This window comes from Microlunatus sp. GCM10028923, from assembly GCF_042666975.1.
Lineage (GTDB): Bacteria > Actinomycetota > Actinomycetes > Propionibacteriales > Propionibacteriaceae > Microlunatus.
This window is the reverse complement of sequence record NZ_JBHTFF010000003.1, coordinates 245,061-271,812: the sequence shown is the minus strand read 5'-3', so window position 1 is coordinate 271,812 and position 26,752 is coordinate 245,061. Positions and strand designations below refer to the sequence as shown.

Annotated in this window: 20 protein-coding genes; 10 read left to right on the top strand and 10 right to left on the bottom strand. The window is 69.6% G+C overall.

Annotated features, from left to right (window positions below):
* Positions 1-3 precede the first annotated feature (3 nt).
* The 4 genes from ACFQU4_RS08420 to ACFQU4_RS08405 are packed head-to-tail and all read right to left on the bottom strand — an operon-like array spanning position 4 to position 6,484.
* Positions 4-3,183, bottom strand: coding sequence for a right-handed parallel beta-helix repeat-containing protein (locus tag ACFQU4_RS08420; RefSeq protein WP_377489517.1), 3,180 nt, complete (start codon positions 3,181-3,183; stop codon positions 4-6).
* Entirely contained in the window at positions 3,180-4,634 is a 1,455-nt protein-coding gene (locus ACFQU4_RS08415) for an ABC transporter substrate-binding protein (protein ID WP_377489514.1), read from the bottom strand. The genes ACFQU4_RS08420 and ACFQU4_RS08415 overlap by 4 nt, the downstream gene beginning before the upstream one ends.
* 31 nt (positions 4,635-4,665) lie before the next feature.
* Entirely contained in the window at positions 4,666-5,577 is a 912-nt protein-coding gene (locus tag ACFQU4_RS08410) for a carbohydrate ABC transporter permease (protein WP_377489511.1), read from the bottom strand.
* A complete protein-coding gene (locus ACFQU4_RS08405) occupies positions 5,561-6,484 on the bottom strand; it encodes a carbohydrate ABC transporter permease (protein ID WP_377490524.1) in 924 nt (307 codons plus the stop codon). Before ACFQU4_RS08405 ends, ACFQU4_RS08410 begins: the two co-directional genes overlap by 17 nt.
* 124 nt (positions 6,485-6,608) lie before the next feature.
* Between ACFQU4_RS08405 and ACFQU4_RS08400 the strand changes: the two genes are divergently transcribed.
* Positions 6,609-7,712, top strand: a complete 1,104-nt coding sequence (locus ACFQU4_RS08400) for a substrate-binding domain-containing protein (protein ID WP_377489508.1) — start codon at positions 6,609-6,611, stop codon at positions 7,710-7,712.
* 75 nt (positions 7,713-7,787) lie between these two features.
* Here ACFQU4_RS08400 and ACFQU4_RS08395 read toward each other — a convergent pair whose 3' ends face one another.
* Positions 7,788-11,195 (bottom strand): pyruvate carboxylase, encoded by a 3,408-nt coding sequence (locus ACFQU4_RS08395; protein ID WP_377489505.1) that lies wholly within the window; start codon positions 11,193-11,195, stop codon positions 7,788-7,790.
* 157 nt (positions 11,196-11,352) lie between these two features.
* Here ACFQU4_RS08395 and ACFQU4_RS08390 point away from each other — a divergent pair, with 157 nt between their 5' ends.
* Positions 11,353-11,970 carry a hypothetical protein gene (locus tag ACFQU4_RS08390; RefSeq protein WP_377489502.1) on the top strand — a complete coding sequence of 206 codons (618 nt, stop codon included), beginning with the start codon at positions 11,353-11,355 and terminating at the stop codon, positions 11,968-11,970.
* Positions 11,971-12,067: 97 nt separating this feature from the next.
* Positions 12,068-12,751, top strand: a complete 684-nt coding sequence (locus ACFQU4_RS08385; protein ID WP_377489499.1) for a hemerythrin domain-containing protein — start codon at positions 12,068-12,070, stop codon at positions 12,749-12,751.
* A 9-nt stretch (positions 12,752-12,760) separates the two neighbouring features.
* Here the strand turns inward: ACFQU4_RS08385 and ACFQU4_RS08380 are convergent, their stop codons facing one another.
* Positions 12,761-13,441, bottom strand: coding sequence for a response regulator (locus ACFQU4_RS08380; protein WP_377489496.1), 681 nt, complete (start codon positions 13,439-13,441; stop codon positions 12,761-12,763).
* Positions 13,438-15,486: a sensor histidine kinase gene (locus tag ACFQU4_RS08375; RefSeq protein WP_377489493.1), complete on the bottom strand. Its 2,049-nt coding sequence runs from the start codon at positions 15,484-15,486 to the stop codon at positions 13,438-13,440. Before ACFQU4_RS08375 ends, ACFQU4_RS08380 begins: the two co-directional genes overlap by 4 nt.
* Before the next feature lie 154 nt (positions 15,487-15,640).
* Between ACFQU4_RS08375 and ACFQU4_RS08370 the strand changes: the two genes are divergently transcribed.
* From ACFQU4_RS08370 to ACFQU4_RS08355, 4 genes are all read left to right on the top strand, one after another.
* Positions 15,641-16,141, top strand: a complete 501-nt coding sequence (locus ACFQU4_RS08370) for an SRPBCC family protein (RefSeq protein WP_377489490.1) — start codon at positions 15,641-15,643, stop codon at positions 16,139-16,141.
* Between the two features lie 108 nt (positions 16,142-16,249).
* The gene (locus tag ACFQU4_RS08365; protein ID WP_377489487.1) at positions 16,250-18,505 is read left to right on the top strand and encodes a putative Ig domain-containing protein; all 2,256 of its coding nucleotides are present in this window, start codon (positions 16,250-16,252) and stop codon (positions 18,503-18,505) included.
* Positions 18,502-19,854: an FAD-binding oxidoreductase gene (locus ACFQU4_RS08360; protein WP_377489484.1), complete on the top strand. Its 1,353-nt coding sequence runs from the start codon at positions 18,502-18,504 to the stop codon at positions 19,852-19,854. Before ACFQU4_RS08365 ends, ACFQU4_RS08360 begins: the two co-directional genes overlap by 4 nt.
* Positions 19,855-19,977: 123 nt before the next feature.
* Complete coding sequence (locus ACFQU4_RS08355) at positions 19,978-20,505, top strand: hypothetical protein (protein ID WP_377489481.1); 528 nt, start codon at positions 19,978-19,980, stop codon at positions 20,503-20,505.
* On the opposite strand, the gene ACFQU4_RS08350 is transcribed toward ACFQU4_RS08355, so the two are convergent.
* Positions 20,502-21,149 (bottom strand): SIMPL domain-containing protein, encoded by a 648-nt coding sequence (locus ACFQU4_RS08350; protein ID WP_377489478.1) that lies wholly within the window; start codon positions 21,147-21,149, stop codon positions 20,502-20,504. The two genes, ACFQU4_RS08355 and ACFQU4_RS08350, sit on opposite strands and share 4 nt — an antisense overlap.
* Before the next feature lie 73 nt (positions 21,150-21,222).
* On the opposite strand from ACFQU4_RS08350, the gene ACFQU4_RS08345 reads away from it, so the two are divergent.
* The 3 genes from ACFQU4_RS08345 to ACFQU4_RS08335 all read left to right on the top strand — a co-directional run bounded on the left by ACFQU4_RS08345 (position 21,223) and on the right by ACFQU4_RS08335 (position 24,866).
* Positions 21,223-22,260 carry a Gfo/Idh/MocA family protein gene (locus tag ACFQU4_RS08345; RefSeq protein ID WP_377489475.1) on the top strand — a complete coding sequence of 346 codons (1,038 nt, stop codon included), beginning with the start codon at positions 21,223-21,225 and terminating at the stop codon, positions 22,258-22,260.
* A 132-nt stretch (positions 22,261-22,392) separates the two neighbouring features.
* Entirely contained in the window at positions 22,393-23,529 is a 1,137-nt protein-coding gene (locus tag ACFQU4_RS08340; protein ID WP_377489472.1) for an amidohydrolase family protein, read from the top strand.
* An 11-nt stretch (positions 23,530-23,540) separates the two neighbouring features.
* Complete coding sequence (locus ACFQU4_RS08335; protein WP_377489469.1) at positions 23,541-24,866, top strand: 2Fe-2S iron-sulfur cluster-binding protein; 1,326 nt, start codon at positions 23,541-23,543, stop codon at positions 24,864-24,866.
* A gap of 43 nt (positions 24,867-24,909) precedes the next feature.
* Here the strand turns inward: ACFQU4_RS08335 and ACFQU4_RS08330 are convergent, their stop codons facing one another.
* Positions 24,910-25,779, bottom strand: a complete 870-nt coding sequence (locus ACFQU4_RS08330) for a carbohydrate ABC transporter permease (protein WP_377489466.1) — start codon at positions 25,777-25,779, stop codon at positions 24,910-24,912.
* Entirely contained in the window at positions 25,769-26,743 is a 975-nt protein-coding gene (locus ACFQU4_RS08325) for a carbohydrate ABC transporter permease (protein ID WP_377489463.1), read from the bottom strand. Before ACFQU4_RS08325 ends, ACFQU4_RS08330 begins: the two co-directional genes overlap by 11 nt.
* Between the last annotated feature and the right edge of the window lie 9 nt (positions 26,744-26,752).

Sequence of the window (26,752 nt, the reverse complement as noted above, 5' to 3'; positions counted from 1 at the left end):
GGATCAGTCGACCCGGATGTAGTCGATCCCCCCGGTCCAGTGCTGTGTCAGCGCCGAGAACCGGTAGTTCCACCGGTTCAGCGGCTGCACCATCAGCTGGTCGATCTCGCCCTTCCAGCCGGGCACGTGGCTCAGGTCGATCACGTACTCGTGGTAGTCCGGGCCCGGGATGAGGGCGAAGGCGACGCCGCGGCCGCCGTCCTCGTTGCCGGGCGGGACCCCGACGTCGGGCTGGTCGAAGGCCGGATCGTCGGCGGTGCTGAACAGCAGGTGCGCGGCGTGCCGGTTCTCCGGGTTGTTCATCCGGATCCGTACGTAGCGACTATCGGCGGCGGCGATCTTGAGGCCCGTCGGCGACAGCAGCACCGGCTCGTAGCCGGTCTTGGCCCGCACGGTCCCGTCGGTCACCGCCACCGGCGCGAACTCGTCCGGCTCCTCGACGACCTCGGTGCTGGAGAACGTCCGGAACCGCAGGCTGCGTTTCCCGCCGGCCTCCGGCCCGCGCATGATCCCGGCCGCGTCGACGGTGTAGAACTCGCCGCCCTCCGCGTACAGACCTTGATCGTTGTAGCCGATGCCGTACTTCGCCGTGCCCGGCAGCTGGTACGGCGACGTGATCAACACCCCGTACCGCGCCTTCGGGTCGAGACCGTGCAGGTTCGGGAAGATCGACACGAAGCCGCCGGCCTCGCTGATCTTGGACGCGGGCACCGCGCCGGTGAACAGCCGGTCGGCGATCTGGTTCCGCTCGTCGACCCGGACGACCTGCAGGAACAGGCATCCGGTCGGTGCCCCGCTCCGGTAGGTCCACAGGTCGAACCGGGACAGGTTCCCGTCCGGCACGGTGAAGGTCTGCATCCGGCCGTTCGCCCAGGCGACGTCGGCGTGCTGGGTGAAGGTGCCCTCGCCGTTGTCGACCACCGGGGTCTGCTGCTGCGCGGCGGTGCCCGGCGACGGGCAGCTCACATCGGGGGCGATCGTCCAGCCGCCGGCGTCCGCGAACTCCCAGGCGTGTTGCGGCGCCCGGTCGAACGCGATCCGGTCCACCGACACCGAGCCCACGGCGTCCTGCAGCGTGATCGTGATCTTGTCGATCGTGCCGCGCCACTGCGGGTCGGTGATCGGGACCAGGTAGTCGGTGTAGGCGTCGGTGAGCCCCTTCGGCTGCTTCGCGTTGAGGTCGAACTCCTGGCGGCCCCGGCGGCCGTCGGCGGTGACGAAGTCGATCATGCCGGAGTTGGCACCGGTCCGGTTCAGGGCCGAGATCCGCAGCGCCCGCCGGTCGCCCGCGTCGATCCCCAACCGGGACGGCGATCGGAGCTGCGTGGTCGATCCCGCTCCGGTCAGCTCGAGCTTGCCCCGGAGCACGCTGGTCGGGTCGTCACTGCTCCAGCCCTGGCGGTCGCCGTTCATCGAGAACGTCCAGCTGCCGGGCGGATCGTCCGCCTGGGCCGCGGCCGAGTAGCCGATCCCGGGCGCCCAGCTCACCGTACCGCCGCGGGACTGGAACCCGATCACGTCGCCGGCGGCCACCCGGAGCTCGTCGACCGTCGAGGTCCAGCGGTGATCGGCATCGACCGTACCCTCGGCGATCGGCTTGCCGTTCAGGGTGATCGCCAGCCGAGCCGTGCCCTCGACCGCGAGGCCGAGACCACGCACGTTGATCACCCCGGACTTCGGTGCGGTCCAGGTCCGGGCCACCGCGGTGGCATCGCCGCTGGTCAGGGTGAACCTCTTGATCATCGAGCTGCCGGCCCGGAAGCTCTGGCCGGCCTCGTCCCAGGGAAGCTCGCGCCAGCCGCCCGCGGTCAGCTGCCGCTGGCCCCAGACCTCGTCGTCGGCGAACCCGGCGCCCGCGTGGTAGAGATCTCCGGGGTCGCCGATCTCGACGTTGTTCTTGATCGTGAACCGGCTGGTGTCGCCGCCGAGCTTGGCCTCGACGAAGGCGTGCGGCTCGGAGTGCAGGTTGCCCGTGATCTTGGCGGCGATCGGGATGTCGTCGCCGAGTTGGCCGACCGACCCGCCCGCCGGGTACGGGATCAGCGAGCCGCCGCCGTTCCCGGTGAAGACGTTGTCGACGACCGAGCCGTCGGCGTGGAAGTCGTTCGCGCCGTGGATCGCCAGATACTCGATGCCGCCGCCGTAGTTGTTCCCGAAGTAGTTGCCGCGGATCTCCACCTCGCTGGTCCTGGCCTCGTGATCGATGGCGACCATGTCCGGGTTTTCGGTGTTCGGCGTGTTGACGAACAGGTTGTTCGCGATCAGCACCCGGCGCACCGAGCCGAGATAGAGGGCGGCGGTCCCGGTCGTGGTCCGGCAGCTGGCCTCGTTGTCGAAGATCGAGTTCATGATCGTCACGTCGGTCGCCCGCTGCAGCGCGAGACCGTCGGGGCAGCCGGAGTCGACCATGCCCGGCGTCGGGACCGGGTTGTTGTTGTGATCGTCGTGCAGGTAGAGCTGGTCCATCACCACGTTCCGGAACACGTTCTCGCCCACCCGGCCCGGCACGCCCGGATTCGGCAGGTCGGTCGGCGGGACATAGCTCGTGGTGGCCAGCGTGTGCGAGTTCCGGGTGCCCTCGACCCGTCGGATCACCAGGTCCTGCAACACGGTGTCGGTGCTGGTGTGCGGCGCACTGTTGGCCACCAGCAGGCCGAGCCAGCGGTGGTCGTGCAGGAACAGGTCCTCGAAGATCACGTCGCGGTGGCCGAGGCTGTCGTAATTCGCCTGGATCCCGTACGTCATCGTGCTCTTGCCGTTCGTCGTCGAGCCGATGTCGAGATCACGGACCCGGACGTGCGAAGCGTTCTTCAGCACCATGCCGATCTTGGTCGCGCTGTTGGTGATCTTGGGCCGCGGCCCGGAACCGTACGCGCCGATGGTGATCGGGGCCTCGGCGGTGCCCGAGTCGTCGAAGGTCAGGCCGTGATCGAAGCTGGCGCCCCGTTCCAGCAGCAGCCGGTCGCCGGGCTCGAAGTCGAACCCGGCGGCCGGCGCGAAGCCGCACCAGGGCCGGTCCGGCGAGGTGCCGGGCCCCTCGTCGGAGCAGCCGGTCCGGTTGCTCACGTGGTAGTCCTGGCCGACCGGCTCGGCGACCGCCGGCGGTGCGGCCAGGCCGGCCGCGATCAGACCGCCGGCCAGGACCAGGGCGAGCGGCCGTCGCCGCGAGGAGGGCCCGGTCATGACTTCGCCCAGTCCTCGTTGTCCCAGCCGTTCTTCTTGATCTTCTCCTGGAACCCCTTGACCCAGAGGTCCTGCAGTTGATCAAGCTCCTGGTCCAGGGACTTGGTGCCGAGCAGGAAGCCGTCGTACATGCTCAACTCGGAGACTCCGGCCGGTCCGCCGGGCAGCCCGCCGATCCGCATCGGCTCGCTCCACTCGCCCTCGATCATGCCGGAGATCCCGTCCGGAACGGTCGCGTCCTTCAGCGCCGGGATCCCTCCCGTGGCGTCCAGCCAGGGCTGGATCTTCTCCCCGACACTCATCCACTGCAGGAACTTGATCGCCGCCGCGCGGTGGGCGTCGTCGAGGGTGGACGGGATCATGTACGAGGTGCCGCCGGTGCTGACCCCGAACCGCGCAGCGGCGCCGGTGGAAAGCTTGGAGCTCTCCGCGGTGATCGTGGGGAACGGCATGCTGGCCACCTTGTCCTTGATCTCGCCCAGGGCGCCGTACCCGAACGGGACGCCCCAGGCCATCGCGGCCTTGCCGGACTGGAAGTCCCGCAGGTTCACCACCGACCCCGAGGAGGCGGCCACCCCGGTCCAGTTCTTGGTCGCCCCGGCGTCGAAGAACTGCTTGAGCAGCATGATCGACTCGGCCACCTCCGGCGTGCCCTGCGCGCTGAGCTCGCCGGTCAGCACGGCGCGGGCGAAGCTCTTGGCGGCCAGGTATTTCGCCTTGCCCGGCTTGCCGAAGGTGTCGTAGACGTTGATCTTGTCGAAGTACTTGTCCAGCATCATGTTGGCGATGGTCTTGATCGACCAGCCGACGCCGATGTTGGAGTTGTCCATCGCGAACGGCGTGTAGCCCGCCGCGGTCAGCTTCTCGCAGGCCTCCAGCAGCTCGGCGAAGGTCTTGATCGGCGCGCTCACGCCGGCCTTCTCGAACGCCTCGGTGTTGTAGTAGACGCCGACCGAGACCAGGTTGAACGGTACGAACTCGAACTCGCCGCTGATCGGGCTCACCACGTTGGGCAGCTCGGCCGCGAAGTACTTCGGATCGAACAGGTCCAGCCAGGCCTTGTTGCCGGAGACGTACGGGTTCGGCTGGCCCAACGCCTCGGTCAGCGGATGGACCATGTGCGGCTCGTGCGAGGCCTGGTTGAACACCAGCTCGGGCGCGGTCCCGGCCGAGAGCTGGGTGGCCAGCGTCTGCGCGAAGTCCTTCAGCGGAAGGACGACGGTCTTCACGGCGATGTCCGGCTCGTCGGCCTGGAAGCGCGCGATCAGTTCCTCCCACGGCGTGCCGAAGCTGGCGCCGTCGGAGTTCCACTGGTTCGGCCCGGACAGCGTGATCTCCACGGCGCCGCCGGCCGCACCGCCGGCGCCGCAGCCGGCTCCGATCAACACGGTGCCGCCGAGTGCTCCGGCCAGCAGCGTTCGCCGACCGAGCGGCGGGGATGCGGGAATCATGAGACTTCCTCCTTGAAGCGTTGGATGGTGATCACTTGTTGGCGCCGGGGATCCCGCCCTGGATGCCGGCGAGGAACCACTTGGACAGGAAGGTGAAGATCAACAACAGCGGCAGGCTGGCCAGCGTGTAGCCGGCGAACAGCGGGCCCCACCGGGTGGCGTTCTGGCCCTGGAAGAACGAGAGCCCGACCGGGATGGTGCGCAGCGAGTCGTCGGTGATCACCAGCAACGGCCAGAAGAACTCGCCCCAGACGCCGATCACGGTGATCAACGAGACGGTGCCGATCACCGGGAGCGACAGCGGCAGCATGATCGAGAAGAACAGCCGCACGCCACCGGCCCCGTCGACCTGGGCCGCGTCGAACAGTTCCTGCGGAATCTGCTCGACGAAGGTCTTCATCAAGATCGTCGCCAGCACGACGCTGCCGGCGATCTGCGGCAGCACCAGCACCGGCAGCGTGTCCAGCAGCCGCAGGTTGCGCATCAGGACGAACAGCGGGATCAGGCTACTGATGCTCGGCACCATCATCAGCGCGGCCACCATGCCGAACAGGAACTTCCTGCCGTAGAAGGAGTAGCGGGCGAACAGGAAGCCGCTGACCGAGGCCAGCGCGATGGTGCCGACGATCGAGAGCCCGGCGACCGTGAGCGAGGTGACGAAGTAGCCGTCGATCTGCTCCCAGGCCGCCGCGTAGTTGCCGAGCTCCAACGGCCAGGTCGGCACCCAGTAGCTGGTGGTGAACTGCTCGTCGGTCTTGAACGACGTCATCAGCATGAACAGGAACGGGAACAGCCCGATCAGCACCAGCACGGACAGCGCGGTGATCACCGCAGCCTGGGCCGGACTCCACCGGCGCCGCGGCCGGGGTGTCGCCGGCTTCATGATCGGTTCGGGTTCGCGCGCGACCGGCCGGTCCGGCGCGAGACTAGAGGGAGCGGACATTGCCGGAGTCCTTTCGCCGCACGGCCATCACGACACCGCTGAGGATCAGCGTGATCAGGAACAGGGCCGTGGACAGCGTCGTCGCGTAGCCCCAGTCGTTGCCCTGGAACGCCACGCCGATCATCCGCAGCACCGGCACCTGGGTCGCGTTGTCCGGACCGCCGCCGGTCACCAGATAGGCGGCGAATCCGTACTGCAGAACGGAGATGGTGGCCAGGAAGAACAGCAGCCGGATCTGCGACGCGAGCAGCGGAAGATCGATCGCGACGATCCGCCGCAGCCGCGACGCACCGTCCAGCGCTGCCGCCTCGAAGACCTCCTTCGGGATGTTCTGCAGCGTCGTCAGGAAGATCAGGAACGGCAGGCTGGCGATCCACGGGAAGCCCATCATGAGCAGCGATCCGAGGGCGGTGCGCGGATCGCCGACCCAGTTCTGGACCAGCGACTCGAGCCCGATCGCCTGCAGCGCACGATTCAGCACGCCGTTGTTCGGGTCGTAGATGAAGGACCAGACCAGCGCCGTGACCACTCCGGGGAACGCGAGCGGAGCGATCAGCAGGGTGCGGAACAGGAACTGCAGCCGCTCGCTGCGCAGGCTGATCACCAGCTCGGCCGCCAGCAGAGGGAAGACCCACATCACGGTGACCGAGGCGACGAAGATCACCCCGAGGTTGCGGAAGGACCGCCACCAGATGTCGTCGCTGATCATGGTCCGGTAGTTCTCCAGCCCCACGAACGGCGAGCTGAACCCCGGGCGCCAGTCGAAGAACGAATGCACCACGCCGCTGATCGCCGGGTAGTACTGCAGCAGCCCCAGCACAGCGAAGGTCGGCAGCAGTCCCAGGTAGACGAACCACGGGAAGCCACGCCGTCGTCGTTGCCTGGTCGGCTCGGTCACCGCGGTCATCAGCACTCGTCCTCCCTGACGTCTCTCGTTGATCGAGTTTGCAACGTTTCAACATACTTGTCAACTTCTTGATCGACTCTGATCGACTTTGCAATATGCGGTAATCTCCTGCCATGGGAAAGCGGTGGCCGTGCTAGCGGCCGAGCGGCGCTCGCGCATCCTCGGACTGGCGCGCAAGACGGGTTCGGTGCGGGTCACCGACATCGCCGAAACGCTCCAGGTGTCCGAGGCGACGGTGCGGCGGGACCTGGATTCGCTGGCCGCGGACGGCGTGCTCGACAAGGTGTACGGCGGCGCGACGCTGAGTCAGGAGCGGGCCGCGGCCGCCGGTCGGGTGATCCAGGTGGGCGTCTTCATCCCGCCCCTGACCGCCTACTACCCGCGGATCGTCGACGGGATCCGTGATCTTGCCGATCAGCCGGACTCCGGGCTCGCCCTCAACCTCGCCCTGCCGCAGACCTCGCCGGACGAGACGGTGGCCGACATCATCGCGGCCGAGCGCGAGGCCATCTCCGGACTGCTCGACGCCGGGGTCGACGGGTTGCTGCTGTTGCCCGCCCTGGAGCACCGGACCCGGCCCAGTGACGAGGCCCGGGACTACGCCGGCTGGCTGCGGCGGCTCGAGGTGCCGACGATGTTGATGGACCGCGAACTGCCCGAGCTCACCCTCGGGTCACCCAGCACGATCCGGATGGCGCACGAGCGCGGTGCGGCGGCCGCCGTCCATTACCTGTACGAACTCGGCCACCGCCGGATCGCGCTGATGGCCCGCACCGACACCCAAACCGCGGAGCTGATCCAGGCCGGCTGGCGGCAGGCCGTCGATGATCTTGATCTTGACCAGGAGCTGCCGTTCATTCCCGGCAAGGACTCGCTGACCTGGCCGGGCTGGACCGGTGACCGGCTGGACGACGTGCTGGCGTTGCTCCGCCGCCGCAAGATCACCGCCCTGCTCTGCCACAACGACGAGGACGCGCTGACCCTGGTTCGGCACGCGCGGAGCCGGGGTGTCGCGATTCCGGACCAGCTGTCCGTGATCGCCTACGAGGACGAGCTGGCCGCCCTGGCCCAGCCCGCCCTGACGGCGATCCAGCCGCCGCGCCGAGAACTCGGCCTGTACGCCATCCGTACCCTGCTCGACCAGATCCGGGGCACCGCCCCCGCCGCGACGCAGCGGATCACGCTCGACCCGGCGTTGATCATCAGGGCCAGCACCGCGCCGCGGTGACGGGATTCCGCCACGGGCGCGCGCCCGGAACCGCCTCAACCGCTTGACCGGTCGGTGCGTGGAGGAAAGCCGACATCAGCCGGGGTTGATCACCAGGACCAGGTCGCCGCCCTCGGCCTGCTGCACCCGGCCGACGGCGAGGCGTTGCACGGTGCCGGCCACCGGCGCGGTGATCGCGGCCTCCATCTTCATGGCCTCGATGGTGGCCACGGTGGCGCCCGCCTCGACCCGGTCTCCCTCGGCGACGGTCACGCTGACCACACCGGCGAACGGCGCGGCAACGTGGCCGGGGTTGCCGGTGTCGGCCCGCTCGGCGGCCTTGACGTCGACCTTGATCGAATTGTCCCGGACCCGGATCGGCCGCAGCTGCCCGTTCAGGGTGCACATGACCGTACGCAGGCCGCGCTCGTCGGCCTCGCCGATCGCCTCCAGGCCCAAGATCAAACTGACGCCCTTGCCGATCCGGGCGACGTGTTCCTCGCCCGGCCGCAGGCCGTACAGATAGTCGATCGTGTCCAGTCGGCCGACGTCGCCGTACGTCTCGCGGGCCGCCTCGAAGTCCTTCGTGGGGCCGGGGAACAGCAACCGGTTCAGCGTGACCTGGCGGTCCCGGCCGGGCTTGTCCAGCGCCGCCGAGTCGTCCTCGGACAGGTCGGCGTGGGCCGGCGGGACCTTGCGTCCCTGCAGCGCCTTGCTCCGGAACGGCTCCGGCCAGCCGCCGGGCGGATCGCCCAGCTCGCCGTTCAGGAACCCGATCACGGAGTCCGGCACGTCGTAGTTCTCCGGGTGCTCGGCGAACTCAGCGGGATCCGCGCCCGCCGCAACGAGGTGCAGAGCAAGATCACCGACGACCTTCGAGGACGGGGTGACCTTGGTCGGCCGGCCCAGGATCTTGTTGGCGGCGGTGTACATCGCCTCGATCTGCTCGAACTTGTCGCCGAGCCCGAGGGCGATCGCCTGCTGGCGCAGGTTGGACAGCTGACCGCCCGGAATCTCATGATCATAAACGCGGCCGGTGGGGCTGGGCAGACCCGACTCGAACGGCAGGTAGGCCCGCCGGACGGCCTCCCAGTACGGCTCCAGATCCATCACCGCACGAAGATCAAGATTCGTCGCCCGCTCGGTGTGCTGCAGCGCGGCCACCAGCGCCGAGGCCGGCGGCTGGCTGGTCGTCGACGACATCGGCGCGCTCGCCACGTCGACCGCGTCCACCCCGGCGTCCACGGCCGCGAGCAGGGTGGCTAGCTGACCGCCCGCGGTGTCGTGGGTGTGCAGGTGCACCGGCAGGTCGAACCGCTCCCGGAGCGCCGTGACCAGGGTCCGGGCGGCCGGCGGCCGGAGCAGCCCGGCCATGTCCTTGATCGCCAGGATGTGCGCCCCGGCCGAAACGATCTTCTCGGCCAGCCGGAGGTAGTAGTCCAGCGTGTAGAGGTCCTCGGCCGGATCGGTCAGGTCGGCGGTGTAGCAGAGCGCGACCTCGGCGATCGTGCTCCCGGTCTCCCGTACGGCCTCGATCGCGGGGCGCATCTGCTCCACGTCGTTCAGCGCGTCGAAGATCCGGAAGATGTCGATGCCGGTCTCGGCGGCCTCGGCGACGAACCCGCTGGTCACCTTCTCCGGGTACGGGGTGTAGCCGACCGTGTTCCGCCCGCGCAGCAGCATCTGCAGGCACAGGCCCGGCATGTTGTACCGCAGCGCGGCGAGCCGCTCCCACGGATCCTCGTTGAGGAACCGCAGCGCGACGTCGTACGTGGCGCCGCCCCAGCACTCGACCGAGAACAGCTCCGGCGTCATCCGGCCCACGTACGGCGCGATCCGGAGCATGTCCTTGGTCCGCAGCCGGGTCGCCAGCAGCGACTGGTGCGCGTCCCGGAACGTGGTGTCGGTGACCTCGACCCCGGTCCGGTTCCGAAGATCGGCGGCGAACCCCTCCGGGCCGAGCTCCAGCAGCCGCTGCCGCGAACCGGACGGCGACGGCTGATCAAGATCGACTCCGGCCGGCCGCTTCTCGCCCGGGTCGAGCCGGGTCGGCGCCTTGCCGTACGGCTGGTTCACCGTGACCTCGGCCAGCCAGCGCAGGATCCGGGTGCCGCGGTCGGCCGGCGCGTGAGTGGTCAGCAGCTGCGGCCGCTGCTCGATGAAACCGGTCGAGACGTCCCCGGCCAGGAAGTCGTGATCTTCCAGAACCGCTTGCAGGAAAGGAATGTTGGTACTGACGCCGCGGATGCGGAACTCGGCCAGCGCGCGCCGGGCCCGGGCGATCGCGGCCGTGAAGGTACGGCCACGGCAGGTCAGCTTCACCAGCATCGAGTCGAAGTGGGCGCTGATCTCCGCGCCGGTCGCGGCGGTGCCGCCGTCCAGCCGGACGCCCGCGCCGCCGGCGGACCGGTAGGCGGTGATCGTGCCGGTGTCCGGGCGGAAGCCGTTGGCCGGGTCCTCGGTGGTGATCCGGCACTGCAGCGCGGCGCCGTTGATCCGCACCACGTCCTGGCTCAGACCAAGATCATCGAGGGTCTCCCCCGAGGCGATCCGCAGCTGCGCCTGGACCAGGTCGACGTCGGTGATCTCCTCGGTGACCGTGTGCTCGACCTGGATCCGCGGGTTCATCTCGATGAACACGTGCTGGCCGGCCCGCTCGCCCTCGGTCTCGACCAGGAACTCGACGGTGCCGGCGCAGGAGTAGCCGAGCGACTTGGCGAACGCGACCGCGTCGCGGCAGAGCGCCTCCCGCAGCTCCGCGCTGATGTTGGGCGCCGGAGCGATCTCGACGACCTTCTGGTGCCGGCGCTGGATCGAGCAGTCCCGCTCGAACAGGTGCATCGTGTTGCCGTCGTTGTCGGCCAGGATCTGCACCTCGATGTGCCGCGGCCGGCCGACCGCCTGCTCGATGAACACGGTCGGGTCGCCGAACGCGCCCTCGGCCTCGCGCATCGCGGCGGCCAGCGCTTCGGGCAGCGCGGCCGGGTCGTCGACGCGCCGCATGCCGCGGCCGCCACCGCCCGCGACGGCCTTGACGAAGACCGGGAAGCCGATCTCGGCCGCGCCGGCGAGCAGCGTCTCCGCGTCGTCGGACGGCGGGGTCGACCGCAGCGTCGGGATGCCGGCGGCCTTGGCCGCGGCCAGCGCCCGGACCTTGTTACCGGCCAGCTCGAGCACATCGGCCGGCGGGCCGATGAAGGTGATCCCGGCCTCGGCGCAGGCCCTGGCCAGGTCCGGGTTCTCGCTCAGGAAGCCGTACCCGGGATAGATCGCGTCGGCGCCGCACTCCTTGGCCGCGCGGATGATCTCCGCGACGTCCAGGTAGGCCCGGACCGGGTGGCCCTTCTCCCCGATCAGGTACGCCTCGTCCGCCTTGATCCGGTGGACGGCGTTGCGATCCTCGTACGGATAGACGGCGACGGTGGCCGCCCCCAGCTCGTACGCGGCACGAAAGGCTCGGACGGCGATTTCGCCCCGATTGGCGACCAAGACCTTGGCGAACATGCCCCTGAATCTATCTTCCCTGTGCCGACCGCCCGAATCCTCCCGCGAATGGTGGACACCCGTCCGGAGCCCGATCGGCTGGCAGCCAGCCGCCAGCCGGGCTGGCGGTCAGCCAGGTTTCGCCGGCCGGACCAGCGGCCGAGAATGGAGTCGGGTGATGATCATGGTGTTGGAGGCTGCCGGTCGCACGGCGGCCAGGATCGCGGGCGTTCTGCTTGTGCTGGCCTTCGTCTGTTTCGTGATCGGCGCGATCGTGCCGCTGGTCGGCCCGCGCGGCAATCCCTCGATCTTTTCCCTTCCGGTACGGGAGCAGCTGCTGGCTGTGGCCGGGGCCGAAGCCGGCTGGCTGTTGGCCAACCTGCTGATGGGCCTCGGGATCGTGCTCCTCGCAGGCGGCATGACGATCATGACCGCGCTGCTAGGCAGACACGGCGAGGTCGTGCTGTCCCGGATCGGGCTCGTCGGGCTCCTTCTCGCCGCAGCGCTATGGCTGAGTGTCACCGGCTACCGGTCCGGTGTGGTCCGGCCGGGTTTCGAGACGTTCGCCGACTGGTCGGTATGGCTGATCCGCGGTTATCTGCTGCTCGGCTGTCTGAGCCTGGCCGCCCTGTCCGGAGCGTTGATCAGGTCCAGTGTGACCCCGCCCTGGACCGGCTGGGTCGCCCTCGCACTGAGCGTTGCGCCACTGGTGCAACTCATGATCACCGGCGACACGCTGCCCGGCTTCCACTACTTTCCGGCTCTGCTGATCGGCGTCGTGCTGTTGCTCCGCTGACTCCTTCTGGAGGACAGCTTCCAGAACGACGTACGGATAGCTGGGTTCCGCCGGGACCGGCGTCGGGGCAAGCTCGAAGCGAGGATGAGGAGGCACGATGAAACCCGATCCGCAACGCCCGGCCGACACGACGATGATGGGGGTCGTCCACGATGCGTTCCGGCGCGACCTCGCGCGGGCCAGGACGGCTCTGACCACGGAACCGTACCCCGACGTGGAACAGCGCAAGGCGATCGCCGAGCACCTGCTCTGGATGATGAGGTTCCTGCACGCTCACCACACCAGCGAGGACGAGGGACTCTGGCCGATGGTGCTGCGCAGGAATCCGGGCGCGGCGGCGATCATGGCGACCATGGACGCGGACCACTCCCGGATCGCGCCGGCCATGGACGCCCTGAACGCGGCAGCGACCGGGTATGCCGACGACGGCTCGGCGGCCGCCCGGAACTCGGTGCTCAGCGCGCTGGACACGCTCTGCGAAGTGGTGCTGCCGCACCTGCGCCGAGAGGAGGACGAGGCGATGCCGGTGGTCTCGGCCAGCATCACGGCCGCCGAGTGGGACGCCTGGGATGAGGAGCACAACATCAAGCCGAAGCCGTTCACCCAGCTCGGCCCGGAGGCGCACTGGGTGATCGACAATCTCGACCCGGAGCGCTATCAGGTCGTCCGCGGATTGCTGCCGACCGTTCCGCGGTTCATCGTGCTGAACGGTTTCCGTGGCGGCTACCGGCGCCGCGCGACGGCGACTTGGGGGCCGGGCCGCTACGGCCCGAAGGCTTGATCCCCTTCGTCAGTCCGTGGCCGCCGCGTCGTCCGACGGCGCGTGGCGCAGGAACGTGAGCACAGCGGAAACCCTCCGGTGCAAGGAGTCCTCGACGCCGAGGCCGAGCTTCGCGAACACCGCGTTGACATGTTTCTCCACCGTCGATTCGGCCAGCGTCAGCGACTCGGCGATGGCCCGGTTGCTCATCCCCTGCGCCATCGCCGCCAGCACCTCCAGCTCGCGCGCGGTCAGCGAGCTGAGCGGCGATTCGGCGGTCCGGCTCTGGCTGCGGACCAGCACCTCGACGATCCGCGGATCCACCACCGACCGGCCGGCCATCACCTCGCGGAGCGCGCGGATCAGTTCGTCGACGTCTCCGACCCGCTCCTTGAGCAGGTACGCCAGCCCTTCGGTGCCGTGCTGGAACAGTGCGAAGGCGTACTGCTCGCCGGCGTGCTGCGACATCACCACGACGCCGACGGACGGGAACCGGATCCGGATCTCGTGTGCCGCCGCGATCCCCTCGGTGTGGTGACCGGGCGGCATCCGGATGTCGGTGATCACTGCGTCGGGCCCGAGCCGGTCGACCGCGTCCAGCAACTCCACCGCGGAGCCGACCGCGGCGGCCACGGAGACCCCGGCGTCCTCGAGGATCCGCCGGGTGCCCTCCCGGACCAGGTAGTGGTCCTCGGCGATCACGACCCTCATGGTGCCGCCACCTCTGCCGCAGTGGGCAGCCGGGCGTGTACCGTCGCGCCGCCGGCGGGCGCGTTGCCGACCCGGACTGTGCCGCCGACGGCCTCGATCCGGTCCCGCAGCGCGATCAGCCCGGAACCGGAGCAGACCATCGGCGGCAGCCCGGACCCGTTGTCCCGCACCTCCAGCTGCAGCGACCCGTCGGTCGCCACCAGGTCGATCGCGGCATTGGTCGCCCGCGCGTGCTTCAGCACGTTGGTCAGCGATTCGGCCACGAAGTAGAACGCCGATTCCTCCACCTCCACAGGAAACCGGGCGTTCCGCAGCCCGGTCGAGGTGGAGACCGTGACCGGGATCGGCATCCGCCGTGCGCTCGACTCGACGGCCGCGACCAGGCCTTCGTCGCTGAGCACGGACGGATGGATGCCGTGCGCCAGCTCCCGCAGGTCGTCCACGATCCGTACCACCTCGCCCTGCAGTTCCTCGATCAACCGGCCGGCCCGGTCCGCGTCGCGGCGCAGCGTCGACCGGGTCAGCCCGAGCTTGGCCACGAGAGCGACCAGCTCCTGCTGGACCCCGTCGTGCAGGTCGCGCTCGATGCGGCGCCGCTCGGCGTCCTGGGCCTGCACGATCCGGGCTCGGGACGCCTCCAGCTCGACCGTCTGCCGCCGGTTCTGCAGCGCCAGCACGGTCTGCCGGGCCAGGGTGTCGATCAGTTCATGATCACGAGGACCGTACGGGCCGTCCAGCCTGGTGCCGCACCGGATCATCCCCAGTTCCACGCCGTCGTGCCGCAGGGGCTGCTCCAACACCGCCGGCCCGATCCGCGTCCCGGCCGTCGCCACCGAATCCTCCAGCCGGACCTCCGCCCAGGCCAACCCGAGCCCGTCCCGCAGACCCGTGGCCAGCAGTTCGGCCAGCTCGTGCGGGCGGCCGGCGTGCTCGAGCGTGCTGCCGAGCCGGATCAGCACCTCGTAGCCGGACAGCCGGTGCCCGAACACCTGCCGTTCCGCGATCTGGTTCACCCAGCGGCGTACCGGCTCCAGCGCGATCGTCGCCGCCACGGTGATCACGATCGCGATCGCGACCGGCAGCCGGGCCGTCGCGGCCAACCCGAGTCCGGTCGCCAGCCCGAGATAGACCCCGGCGATCAGGATCCACAGTCCGGCGTAGACGAGCGTGCGTCGCGCCGCGGGACCGACTCCCAGGACCCCGTTGCGGACCCCGGCGACGACGACCGTGGCCAGTACGCCGACGAACGGGAGTAGGCCGAGGATTCCGTTCGGCAGCAGGGAATTCAGCGTCTCGTCGGCGAACCACAGGTAGCCGACCACGAGGGCGACCAGCTCGATCGTCAGCACCGACATCACGATCACGATGACCCGGAACATCCTCCGCTCGGCCGGCGACATCCGCACCGCGCGGATCAGGAACAGGGCGACGCCGATCACCGCGACGAACCAGTAGTCCTGGTACGCCGAGGCGAGCGGCTCCGGCAGCCACGTCGGCACCGGCACCGGTCCGGGCACCGGCCGGCCGTCGCCCGGCAGCGCGAGTTGATCAAGCCGGCCGGCCGGCGCGGTGACGAAGCTGATCACGCCCAGCAACGGCAGCAGCCACAGGCCACGCAGGATGATCCGCTCGTACGGGTAGCGATACCGGCCGTCCGGCAACAGGGCCAAGGCCCGGGTCAGCAGAACGATCATGATCATGCAGGCGAGCTGGTACGTGATCATCAGCCCGATCTTGGCCTGCCGGAGCGGCCCGGCCGGGTCGGCAGCACCGGCCAGATAGCCGAGCACGGCGGCGATCGCGCCGGTGCCGCCCACCCAGAGCAGCGGCGCCGCGAGCGTGCACCGGATCGGGCCGCGCCAGCGACCGGCCACACCGACCAGGAAGAACGGGAGCGGTCCCGCCAGCAGCCAGACCACGCCCAGCCATGGTTCGGCGCCGTTGACCGGCTGGGTGACCGCGAGGCAGGCCGCGCCGACGAAGCCGACCGCGGCCAGCGCGGCGAAGGCCACCGCCACAACGCCGCGCACGCCCTGCCGGTCCATGGGCTCATTCTCCGACCCTGCCGCCGATGAGGGAAGCCGGAACTCCGCCGATCCGACTGGAGGCCAGCTTCCAGAACCCGCTCCGGGCTGCCGGGTTCACCGGCGACCGGCGCTCGCGCAGGCTGGTCTTCTGGGCTTCGTCGGAAGGTTGATCATGGACGTCGGACACATCGGGACCGTGACGGAAGTCGTCCCGGCCACCGCGGAAGCGGTCTGGTCGGTCCTCACCGACCCGGCCCGGATCGGCGAGTGGAGCGGCGAGTGCCGGTCGGGCCGCTGGCTGGACGGCGCGACCGGGCCGGTCGCCGGCGCCCGTTTCCTCGGCCGGAACCGGGTCCGCTGGATCCGCTGGTCCCGGCCATGCCGGGTGATCGAGGCTGCCGCCCCGTACCGGTTCTGTTTCGAGACGGTCAGCCGGACGGACCGCACCCGCTGGACGTACGAGCTCGAACCAGTCGGCACCGCCACGCGGATCCGGCAGACCTTCGAGATCCGCCGGCTGTCCCGACCGCTCGCCGCGATGATCACGCTGTTGCTGCCCGAACACTCCGACCGCTCGGCCGCGCTCCGGGCCGACCTGGTCCGGCTCGGCCGGGTCGCGGCACGGGCCTTTCCGCGGAAGCCTGCCGGGGGCCGCTGGCGGAATCCCGCGTGAGCCCTGGCGGGCAGCCTCCAGAACAAACCGGCGGACTGCCTGGTTCCCCGCGACCGCCGCTAACCGGAAGGCTCGGTGAGCGAGCCCGACCCATCGAAAGGAACACTCGTGCGCAGAAGGTTCTATCGGTCCATCGTCGCCGCGGCACTGTTGACCGTTGGCCTCCTGTCCGCGCCAGTCACCCCCGCGTTCGCGGACGTCGCGGTCGACACACCTGAGGAGTTGGCCGAGGCGTTCCGGACCTCGGCCGACGGATCGGTGATCGAACTGGGAGCCGACATCGTGGTCGCTCCCGACGATCCGGCGATTGCTGTACCGGTCGGGAACCTGCTGCGACTGGATCTCGGCGGTCACCGGCTCGAGATCCGGCCGGGTGGGAGGCCGGGGATCCTCGTCCCGAACCAGGCCCACCTGGTCATCCGGGACGGTGCCGGCGGCGGCAGACTGATCGCGGCCGGCGACGGCGACGCGGCGGGCATCGGCGGTGCCAACGGCACCCCCAACCTCGGCAACGCCGGCATGATCACGATCGAGAGTGGGTCGGTGACCGCCACCAGCCCGAACGGAGGCGCTGCGATCGGCGGAGGCTTCCAGGGAAACGTCGAGGGAATCACCATCACGGGCGGGTCGGTGACCGCGACCAGCCGCTCCGGTGCCGGGATCGGCGCCAGCGAAGCGGCCACTGCCGGTCCGATCCGGATCGAAGGGGGCACGGTCAAGGCCACCAGTACCGGTGGGGCGGGCATCGGGGCCGGGGTCACTGCGATCTCCGGACCGATCAGGATCAACGGCGGCACAGTCGTGGCGACCAGCCTGGGAGATGGCGCGGGCATCGGGTGTGGTGCCGGAAATCGGGTGCAGTCCGGCTCGACATACGGCTCGGTGGAGATCGGCGAGGACGCGGTGGTGACCGCCGTCGCCAAGGGCCGCGGTTCGGCGATCGGCGCCGGGTACTACAGCGACTCCCGGGGCCTGTTCCTGGTCAACCGTGGATGGCTGACGATTCCGGCGGGTTCGACCCTGCGCGTCGGCGAAGCCGCCACGGCGTCGAACCGCGGCACGATCACGGGGTCCGGGACCGTCACCGGCTCGGCGAACCGGAGCGTGCTCGAAAACGACGGGTCGATCCGAGCCACCGTGACCGTGTCGCCGCCGCTCGACGTCACCCACAACAACTATCGACTCACCTTCGCCGCGAGCGAATCCGACGGCGGCAGCACGCCTGACGACGTCACCGTCTACGCCCCGACACTGGCGGCTGCCGGGCTCTCGGTGCCGGCGGAACGGCCCACTCGGACCGGCTACACCTTCTCCGGATGGTTTCAGTCGAACGGCGGGTCGGCCGACCCGTTGACCGCCGACACGGACCTGGGAACCGGGGTCGCCGGGGAGGTTCCGTTCCACGCAGGCTGGAGCGAGGGCGAGCAGCAGGCCCCGAGGCTAACCGGTGGCACGGAGGCGAGGTTCACGGTGGGCCAGCCGGGCGCGTACACGCCGAAGGTCGCCGGGCGACCGGCCCCGACCGTCACCGCGAAGGGGATGCCGGAGGGGCTCGTGCTCGACCCACGGACCGGAGTGATCACCGGCACGCCGAAGCCGGGGACCGAGGGTGAGCACGAGGTGATCCTGACCGCCGACAACGGGATCGAACCCGATGCAACGCTCAAGATCACCGTAGCCATCGATCCGGCACCGATCACATCGTTCGAGCTCGAGGCACCGGATCGGGCCCGGGCAGGCGAGAAGCTCAAGATCACCGGTGGCGGCCTACCGGGAGGCACGGAGGTGCTGCTGCAGCTCGGCTCTGATCCGACCGAACTGGGCTCCGTCGTAGCCGGCGATGACGGCGCGTTCAGTTTCGCCGCAACGATTCCCGAGGACACCGAGGCCGGTGATCACGAAGTGATCGCCACGGTCGAGATCGACGGGCGCAAGGTCACCGAAACCGAGCCGGTACGGATCCTCGACCGCGAGCCAACCCTGCCGTCCGGGTCGCCGACGGAGTCTCCGACCGACGAACCGAGCGGTGAACCCACCGACCGGCCGACTCGTGAACCGAGCAGCAGGCAGTCTCGGTCCCCGTCTCAGGAGTCCCCCTCACCCGGTCACCCAGACCCGGATGATCAGGATGGTTCGGACGGCCGCAACAGCGGAGATGATCATGGTGGCCCCGGTGAAGGCGGCCTGCCGAACACTGGGTCCGAGCTGCCGCTCGGTCTCATGATCGGGCTCGGAGCGCTTCCGCTGGCCGCCGGCGGCATGCTGCTCCTCGGTCGCCCGCGGCCACGAATTCTGGAGTACGACAGGGCGCAGTGCGACCAGCCGAACCCACCCCACGTTCCGATCCGGGAGTCCCGACCATGAACGAGTCTCTGTACCCCAAGACGCTGCTGACACCGGGAGATCCCGGCTGGGACGATGCGAGGCGGCCATGGAACCTGGCCTTCGACCAACGGCCCGACGCGATCATGAACGTCGAATCGCCGGACGATGTCGCCGCGGCCTTCAATCATGCCCGCTCCCGCGGACTGCGCGTGACGGCGCAGGGAACGGGGCACGGTGCGGGGATGTTGCGGCCGCTGGCCGGAACGCTGCTGGTGCGGACCTCCCGAATGCGGAAGGTCCAGATCGATCCGGGCGCGCGCCGGGCCCGGGTCGAAGCCGGAGCGTGGTGGCAGGACGTCACGGTGCCGGCCGCCACCCATGGGCTCGCCGCGCTCGCCGGTTCGTCGCCGGACGTCGGCGTCGCGGGCTACCTGCTCGGCGGTGGCGTCAGCTGGCTGGCTCGGCGGTACGGACTCGCGACCAACACGATCCAGGCCGTCGAGCTCGTCACCGCCGACGGCCGGCTTCGCCGGGTGGACCAGGCCCACGACCCGTGGCTGTTCTGGGCGCTGCGCGGTGGCGGCGGGAGTTTCGGGATCGTCACGGCACTGGAGTTCGAGCTGTTCCCGATCCGCGAGGCGTACGCCGGGGCGCTCTTCTGGCCGATCGACCGCGCGCCGGAGGTTCTGCACGCCTGGGCGCAATGGACCGCCGATGGCGTTCCTGAGGAGTTGACCTCGATCGGCCGGGTGTTGCGGTTCCCTTCTCTGCCGGAGCTCCCGGATCACCTGCGAGGCCGGGACTTCGTCATCCTTGAGGCGGCCTACGTCGGGCCCGAGGCAACGGGTGCCGGCCTGCTACAGCCGTTCCGTTCGATGGCGCCGGTCATGGACACGTTCGCGACCGTACCGATGCCTGCTCTGCAATCCCTCCACATGGATCCGGAAGCCCCGGTGCCCGCCCTGGCGGACGGGTCGCTGCTCACCCAGCTTCCCGGTGCCGCCATCGACTCGCTCCTGGCTGTCGTCGGCCCCGGATGTCCGACTCCGTTGCTGTCGGTCGAGGTCAGACATATCGGCGGTGCCGCTGGACGTACCGCGCCCGATCATGGAGCGCTCGCCCGCCTGGACGGGGACTATCTCTTCCTGGCGGCCGGAATCACCCCGGATCCGGACACGACCGCCCAGGTCGGCCGCGACGTCCAAGCGACGCGGCAGGCCGTAGCGCCATGGGCCTCGGCGTACGAATACGCGAACTTCTGCGAACGGCCCGGCGATGCCGGGCGGTTGTTCCCGCCCGATGTCTACCGGCGGTTGCGCATGATCAAGACCGAGGTCGACCCGGACAACCTGATCGAGGCCAGCCACTTCGTACCGCCGGCTGGCTAGCCTCGGCACGGCAGCGGAGGGTTGATCACGATGTCGATCTTCAGAGCCCAGCGTACGAACGCGGGTGGGGGGCGGGGCCGTTTCTTTACCTGGGGCGGCCACTGGGCACTCCGGGACAACACCATGATCATCTCCAGGGGCTACCAGCGACTCGTCCGCGACCTCTTCGACGTCGACTACGCCGGGCGCAGGTTCGAGCTCAGGCACCAGCGCGACGTCGGCTGCGAGCTCGTCGAACTTCCGAGCGAACGGCAGGTTCTCGAGCTGACGTACCAAGTGTTCCAGCCGGCGGCCGAGACCGCCCGGGTGACCCTGTCCTCCGGGCGCCGCCTACGTTGGACAAGGCGCTACCAGAAGTACGATCCGGTGACCGGTTTCGCCGATGATCAAGGCCGCCAGATGGTGTCGATCTTCAACGAACTGCAGTGGCACCCTACGTTCGGGCAAAGCGCCTGGAGCATGCTCTGGCGGTTCTGGGCCTCGTTTGTGACCGCATCCGAGTTCTACCGGATCGAGGTCGACGACGCGCTGGCCGGCGACCTGGACCGGTCCGACGAACTGATCCCGTTGATCATGGTCGGGCTGTGGATGGAGCTCTCGCAGAAGCGCCGCCACCCGTCCCGACTGGCGGCCTCGCAACTCCCCGGTTAGCCGACGGAGACGGCGGCCAGGCCGAAGCGGACGGTGATCCGGCCAGAGACGCGCTGCGGCTGGGGCTCGAGGTCCAATTCGATCTCGTCCGAGACGGGACCGCCGCCGCGCGCGTACATGGCCATCGGGCGGGCGCCGCCGAAACCCTCCTCGAGGTCAGAGATCTCGAGCAGTTCGGCGATCCGGCCGCCGAACCCGGCCGCGTAGTCGGCGGCTCGGGACCTGGCGTCGTCGATCGCGGCGAGCCGGGCCTCGCGAAAGACCGGGTTGTCCCGGCGGAGCGACCAGGTCGGCCCGTCCGCCTGGCCGTTCGGCAGCTCCGCCACGGCCAGCAGCAGCGGCGACAGCGCCTCGAAGTCGTGCACCACGACGCGGGTGTGCTGGCTGCCCCGGTAGCCGGTGATCTTGGTCTGGCTGCGCCGGTGGAACACCGGTCCGACGTGCGCGCCGACGGTGGCCCGCTCCTCGATCGCCGCAGCATACCGGTCCAGCACCTCGGTCAGCCCGGCACCGGAACGGGACAGCTCGGCATAGACCGACTTCGCTTCGGCCCCCGAGCCGTGCAGGGTGATCCGCAGTTCGGCGAGGTCGGGTGGAACTTCGAGTTCGGCCTCGCCGCGGACGGTGACCATCGGTGCGCTCATGAACTGAAGCTACCCGTGATGCTCACATTTGCACCCCCGGCTCGCCTGATCCGAGTTGCGTAGATTTGCCGCCATGATCGATTCGGTGATTCGCGTCGGGGTTGTCGGCGCCGGCGGCAACACGAGACTGCACCACATCCCCAAGCTGCAGGCGATCGAGGGGGTTGACGTGGTCGCGGTGAGCAACCGGACGGAGGCCTCGGGACAGGCCGTAGCGGACGAGTTCGAGATCCCGCGGGTCGCCGGCCACTGGTCCGAGCTGGTCGCCGATCCGGAGCTGGACGCGATCGTGATCGGCACCTGGCCGGACCTGCACGCCCGGGTCACGATCGCCGCACTGGAGGCAGGGAAGCACGTGCTCTGCGAGGCCCGGCTGGCGCGTACGGTCGCCGAGGCGCAACGGATGATCACCGCCGCCGAAAGCCGGCCGCGGCTGGTCACCCAGGTGGTGCCGTCGCCGTTCACGCTGGCCTACGACGCGACCATCTCCCGGCTACTGGGCGAGGGCTATCTCGGCGACCTAGTGGCGGTCGAGATCACCGATCGGTCCGGGTTCGCCGACCCCGCCGCGGCCCGGACCTGGCGGCAGACCACCGAGATCTCCGGCGTGAACGTGATGTCGCTCGGCATCTGGTACGAGGCGATGCAGCGCTGGCTCGGCGACGCGGCCTGGGTGATGGCGGCGGGCCGCACCATGATCACCCGGCGGCCCGCGGCGGACGGCACCAGCGAGTTCGTCGACGTACCGGATCATCTCGACGTGATCGGCGCGCTGCCCTCCGGCACCCAGCTGCGGATCGCGGTCTCCCAGGTCACCGGGCACGCGCCGGCCAACGGCGTCTGGCTGTACGGGACCGACGGCACCCTCCGGCTCACCGCGGACGGGCTCTTCGGCGCCCGACGCGGCCAGGCCGAGCCGACCAAGATCGACATCCCGGACGCCGAGCGGATCGACTGGCGGGTCGAGGAGGAGTTCATCGGCGCCATCCGCGGCTCCGAGCCGGTCCGCCGCACCACGTTCAAGGACGGACTGGGCTATCTGATCTTCACCGAGGCCGTCTGGCGCAGCCTCCGGGAACGTCGCGTGGTACCCCTCAGCGAACTCGCCTGACCTCTCTTCACCTTCCCGATCCCGGGTGGTCCAGCCAGCGTCTCGAGCGTTCCATATCGCTGAACGATCTTCCATCTGATCAAATGCTCCGGTAGAGTCGGCGGAATCCAAAGCCGGACAAGAAGGGCTGCGATGTCATCCGAAGAACTCGTCGTCGACTGCGACGTCCACAACGACCTGGTCGGACTCTCGAGCCACCTGCCGACGGTCTGGCAGAACACCTGGCAGACCCTCGGCCAGCCGCGCGGCAACTACGCCAATCCCCGCGGGGTGGCCCGGAAGGACGTGACGCCCCCGAACGGCGGCCGGGCGGCCAGCGACCCGTACTTCCTGATCAGTGATCATCTGGACCGCTACCGGATCGACTACGGGATCCTGACCGGCCCGACCCTGCTCGGGATGGGCACCGATCCCGACTTCCTGAACGTGGTCGCCACGGCCTACAACGCCTGCACGGTCACCGAGTGGCTGGACCGGTCGGACCGGTTCCGCGGGTCGATCCTGGTCTACGGCGACGAACCCGCCGCGGCCGCCGCCGAGATCCGCCGCTGGTCCGGCGACCGGCGCTTCGTCCAGGTGATCACCGCGGCCACCACCCGCCGGCCGCTCGGTCAGCGCTACCACTGGCCGATCTTCGAGGCCGCCGCGGAGGCCGGGCTGCCGTTCGCGATCCATCCGGGCACCGAGGGCGCCGGCACCGCCCTGCCGCCGACGCCGGTCGGCTGGCCGTCGCGCTACATGGAGTGGCACAACATCCTGCCGATCAGCTACATGGCGCAGCTGAACAGCATGATCACCGAGGGTGTGTTCGAGCAATTCCCGACCCTGCAGGTGGTGGCGATCGAGGGCGGCACCGCCTGGCTGCCGCATCTGATGTGGCGGATGGACAAGAACTACAAGGCACTCCGGGACACCACCCCGTGGCTGAAGCGGCTGCCGTCGGAGTACATCCTCGATCACGTGAAGCTGACCACGCAGCCGATCGAGGAGCCGCGGCGGCCGCACGAACTCGGCCAGATCCTCGCCATGATCGACGCGGACCGGACGTTGATGTTCTCCTCCGACTACCCGCACTGGGACTTCGACAACCGCGACCTGATCCTGTCCTCGGTCGAGCCGGCCACCCGGTCCAAGATCATGGGCGGCACCGCCGCCGAGCTCTACCGGCTGCAGTCCCCGCCGGCGGCGGAGGACCTGCCGCCGCACCTCCCGGTCGAGACCGAACCGAGCGAGCGCAGCGGCGCTCCGACCGAGACCGCCGTCGAATGACCGCCGCACCGATGACCGCCCCTTCGCCCGTCGGCGGGCCGGTGCTGGCCCGGCTCGCGGACGTCCCACCGGTCGGCGCCGGACCGCTGCGCTGCCGCGTCGACGGTGTCGAGATCGGCCTGTTCCGGGTCGGTGACCAGGTGATCGCCTGGCGCGACCTCTGTCCGCACGAAGCGGCTCCGGTCTGCCGCGGCACGATCGCCGGGACCCGGCTCCAGTCGGCGGTCGGCGACTACCGGTACGGCCGGGCCGAGGAGATCCTCCGATGTCCCTGGCACGGCTGGGAATTCGACCTGATCACCGGGCACCACCTCGCCGCCGGCTCCGGCGCCCGGCTGCGGTCGCACCCGATCGAGGTCCGGGACGGTTTGATCTTCGACGCGGCCGGGCTGGCCCAGGACCGGCCGCTGATGATCACGCGACGTGCCGACGCGGCGGATCGGGTGATCATGCTCGAGTTGCGGCCGGCCGACGACGCGCCACTGCCGGCCTGGGCGCCGGGCGCCCACGTCGAGCTCGAGCTCGGCTCCGGCCGGCGCCGGCACTACTCGCTCTGCGGTGATCCCGGAGACCGTACTCGCTATCGGATCGCAATCCTCCACGAGCCGGCGGGCCGAGGCGGATCGGCCGAGCTGCACGACGCCGGGCAGGTTTCAACGACGGTGATCATGAAACGGCTGCGGAACAGGTTCCCTCTGGTCGGCGCGCCGCGGCACCTCTTCGTGGCCGGTGGGATCGGCATCACGGGGGTGTTGTCGATGGCGCGGTCGGTGGACCGCCGCCACGGCAGGTACGAGCTCGTCTACGCCGGCCGGAGCGCTGCCGCGATGGCGTTCCGGGACGAGGTTGCCGAGCTGCCCGGCGCACGGATGATCATCACCGAACGGGACGGCAGACCGGATCTGACAACCATGATCGCCGCCGTCCCGGACGACACCGTGATCCACTGTTGCGGCCCGGCCGGGATGATCACCGAGGTGATCGAGGCCGGCCGACGGTACGGGAAGCGGGTGATCACCGAGAGCTTCGCCGGCGACGTCGCCCCGGCCAGCAGCGCGGGGCCGCGGCGGAGATTCGAGGTCGACCTGGCCAGGTCCGGTCGCCGGTTCGAGGTCGGTGCGGACGAGACGATCCTGACCGCGTTGCGCCGCGACGGCTTCGGCCACGCGGCGTCGTCCTGCGAGCAGGGCTGGTGCGGCAGTTGCGAGACCAGGGTGCTGGCCGGCACGCCGGAGCATCACGACACGGTGCTGACCGACGACGAACGCCAGGAGGCGGACCGGATGATGATCTGCGTCGGCCGCGCCGCCGACGGCCGGCTCACCCTCGATCTGTGATCACGGAAGTTGCCGGGTCGTGCGGCTGCGCGTACGAACTCCGCTACTTGAGGCCGGAGTGGGCGAGCCCCTCGACGAACTGGCGCTGGGCCACCACGAAGACGATCAGCATCGGAAGCACGGTCAGGGTGGCGGCGGCGAGCTGGGTGTTCCACATCTCGCCGCCGTACGCGTCGGTGAACCGGGTCAAGGCCTGCGGCAGGGTGAACAGCTCCGGACTGGTCAGGTAGACCGTCGGCTCCAGGTACAGGTTCCAGGAGGACAGGAAGGTCAAGATCGCCACCGCGGACAGTGCCGGTTTGGCCAGCGGCAGGCTGATCCGCAGCCAAAGGCCTGGTCGGCCGAGTCCGTCCAGCCGGCCCGCTTCCTCCAGCTCGATCGGCAGGGCGATGAAGAACTGCCGCATGATGAAGGTGGCCAGGACGCAGGGCGCGGCCAGCGACGTGACGAGGATCAACGTCCAATGGGTATTGATCATGCCGAACTGCTTGAACAGTTGGAACAGCGGCACGATGGTGACCTCGCTCGGCACCAGCAGCCCGACCAGAACCACCAGGAACAAGGCATTCGCGCCGGGAAACCGGATCCGGGCGAAGGCGTAGCCGGCAAGACTGGAGACCAGCAGCGTGATCACGGTGACGACGATCGCGATGTAGACCGAGTTCGCGTACTGCCGGGCGAACGGCTGGAACGTGAAGGCCTCGGCGTAGGCCGCCAGGGTCGGCGCCTCGGTCCACAACGTCGGCGGCGCGGCGAAGATCTCGGCCAGCGGCTTGACCGAGGCTGCGACCATCCAGACCGTCGGCACCACGAACGGGACGGCGAGCACGGACAGGGCGATGATCAACAACCCGCGGCGAACCAGGCGCCCGATGGCAGGCTTGCGCCGGGTTCCGGTGCGCTCAGTTCTCATGGAACACCCACTTCCGGCGAAGCTGCCACTGCAGCAGGGTCAGCAGCAGCACGAAGGTCAGCAGCATCAGGGCCAGCGTCGACCCGTAGCCGATGTCGTTGAACTCGAAGGCCTGCTGGAAGACGTAGAAGACCAGCACGGTGGTCGACAGTTCTGGCCCGCCGCCGGTCAGTACGGCGATCTGGGCGAACGACTGGAGCGCCCCGACCACGGTGATGATCGCCGTCAGCAGCACCGTCGGCGAGATCAGCGGCAACGTGATCGTGAAGAAGATCGCCGGTGCCGGGGCGCCGTCGATCCGGGCCGCCTCGTACAGCTCGGAGGGGACGCCCTGCAGGGCGGACAGGAAGAGCACCAGGTTGATCCCGACACTGCGGACCACCTGGGTGATGATCACGGAGACCATCGCGGTGTCGCCGTGCTGCAGCCAGTTCGGTCCGTCGATGCCGAACGTGCCCAGCAGTCCGTTGATGCCGCCGTTGTCCTGCAGCAGGAAGCCCCAGACCAGTGTCCAGGCGACCACGGACACCACGACCGGCGAGAAGAACAGGGTGCGGAAGAACGTGACGCCGCGGAACCGCCGGTTGAGCATGATCGCGATGGTCAGCCCGAGGGTGATGTTCAAGATCACCACGCCGCCGGAGAAGATCGCCGTCGCGCCCAGCACCGCACCGAGCTGCGGGTCCGCGGCCAGTGCGGCGTAGTGCGACCCGCCCACGAAGGTCTGCTTGCCGGTGAAGACATTCCAGTCGTTCAGGCTGTACCAGATCGCCAGCCCGACCGGGATGAGCACGAAAAGTGCCACCCCGGCCAGCTGCGGAGCGACGAACAGGTAGCCGGTCAGCACGTCGCGGCGCCGGGTGGTCCAGAACCCACCGGGGCGCGCGGGCCGGGCAGCAGCCGGGGCCTTCGTCCGATCCGCGCCGCCGACTTCCGGCGCCTCGGCGACTGAGGTGGTGATCATGATCGGAAG

Bases quoted from the DNA above. Each gene is read 5' to 3' on its own strand.
- ACFQU4_RS08375 (WP_377489493.1), bottom strand. From the start codon at position 15,486: ATGGACCGGCAGGGCGTGCGCGGCGTTGTGGCGGTGGCCTTCGCCGCG.
- ACFQU4_RS08405 (WP_377490524.1), bottom strand. From the start codon at position 6,484: ATGACCGCGGTGACCGAGCCGACCAGGCAACGACGACGGCGTGGCTTC.
- ACFQU4_RS08420 (WP_377489517.1), bottom strand. From the start codon at position 3,183: ATGACCGGGCCCTCCTCGCGGCGACGGCCGCTCGCCCTGGTCCTGGCC.
- ACFQU4_RS08395 (WP_377489505.1), bottom strand. From the start codon at position 11,195: ATGTTCGCCAAGGTCTTGGTCGCCAATCGGGGCGAAATCGCCGTCCGA.
- ACFQU4_RS08390 (WP_377489502.1), top strand. From the start codon at position 11,353: ATGATCATGGTGTTGGAGGCTGCCGGTCGCACGGCGGCCAGGATCGCG.
- ACFQU4_RS08370 (WP_377489490.1), top strand. From the start codon at position 15,641: ATGGACGTCGGACACATCGGGACCGTGACGGAAGTCGTCCCGGCCACC.
- ACFQU4_RS08415 (WP_377489514.1), bottom strand. From the start codon at position 4,634: ATGATTCCCGCATCCCCGCCGCTCGGTCGGCGAACGCTGCTGGCCGGA.
- ACFQU4_RS08340 (WP_377489472.1), top strand. From the start codon at position 22,393: ATGTCATCCGAAGAACTCGTCGTCGACTGCGACGTCCACAACGACCTG.
- ACFQU4_RS08385 (WP_377489499.1), top strand. From the start codon at position 12,068: ATGAAACCCGATCCGCAACGCCCGGCCGACACGACGATGATGGGGGTC.
- ACFQU4_RS08360 (WP_377489484.1), top strand. From the start codon at position 18,502: ATGAACGAGTCTCTGTACCCCAAGACGCTGCTGACACCGGGAGATCCC.
- ACFQU4_RS08380 (WP_377489496.1), bottom strand. From the start codon at position 13,441: ATGAGGGTCGTGATCGCCGAGGACCACTACCTGGTCCGGGAGGGCACC.
- ACFQU4_RS08410 (WP_377489511.1), bottom strand. From the start codon at position 5,577: ATGTCCGCTCCCTCTAGTCTCGCGCCGGACCGGCCGGTCGCGCGCGAA.
- ACFQU4_RS08330 (WP_377489466.1), bottom strand. From the start codon at position 25,779: ATGAGAACTGAGCGCACCGGAACCCGGCGCAAGCCTGCCATCGGGCGC.
- ACFQU4_RS08325 (WP_377489463.1), bottom strand. From the start codon at position 26,743: ATGATCACCACCTCAGTCGCCGAGGCGCCGGAAGTCGGCGGCGCGGAT.
- ACFQU4_RS08345 (WP_377489475.1), top strand. From the start codon at position 21,223: ATGATCGATTCGGTGATTCGCGTCGGGGTTGTCGGCGCCGGCGGCAAC.
- ACFQU4_RS08355 (WP_377489481.1), top strand. From the start codon at position 19,978: ATGATCATCTCCAGGGGCTACCAGCGACTCGTCCGCGACCTCTTCGAC.
- ACFQU4_RS08335 (WP_377489469.1), top strand. From the start codon at position 23,541: ATGACCGCCCCTTCGCCCGTCGGCGGGCCGGTGCTGGCCCGGCTCGCG.
- ACFQU4_RS08350 (WP_377489478.1), bottom strand. From the start codon at position 21,149: ATGAGCGCACCGATGGTCACCGTCCGCGGCGAGGCCGAACTCGAAGTT.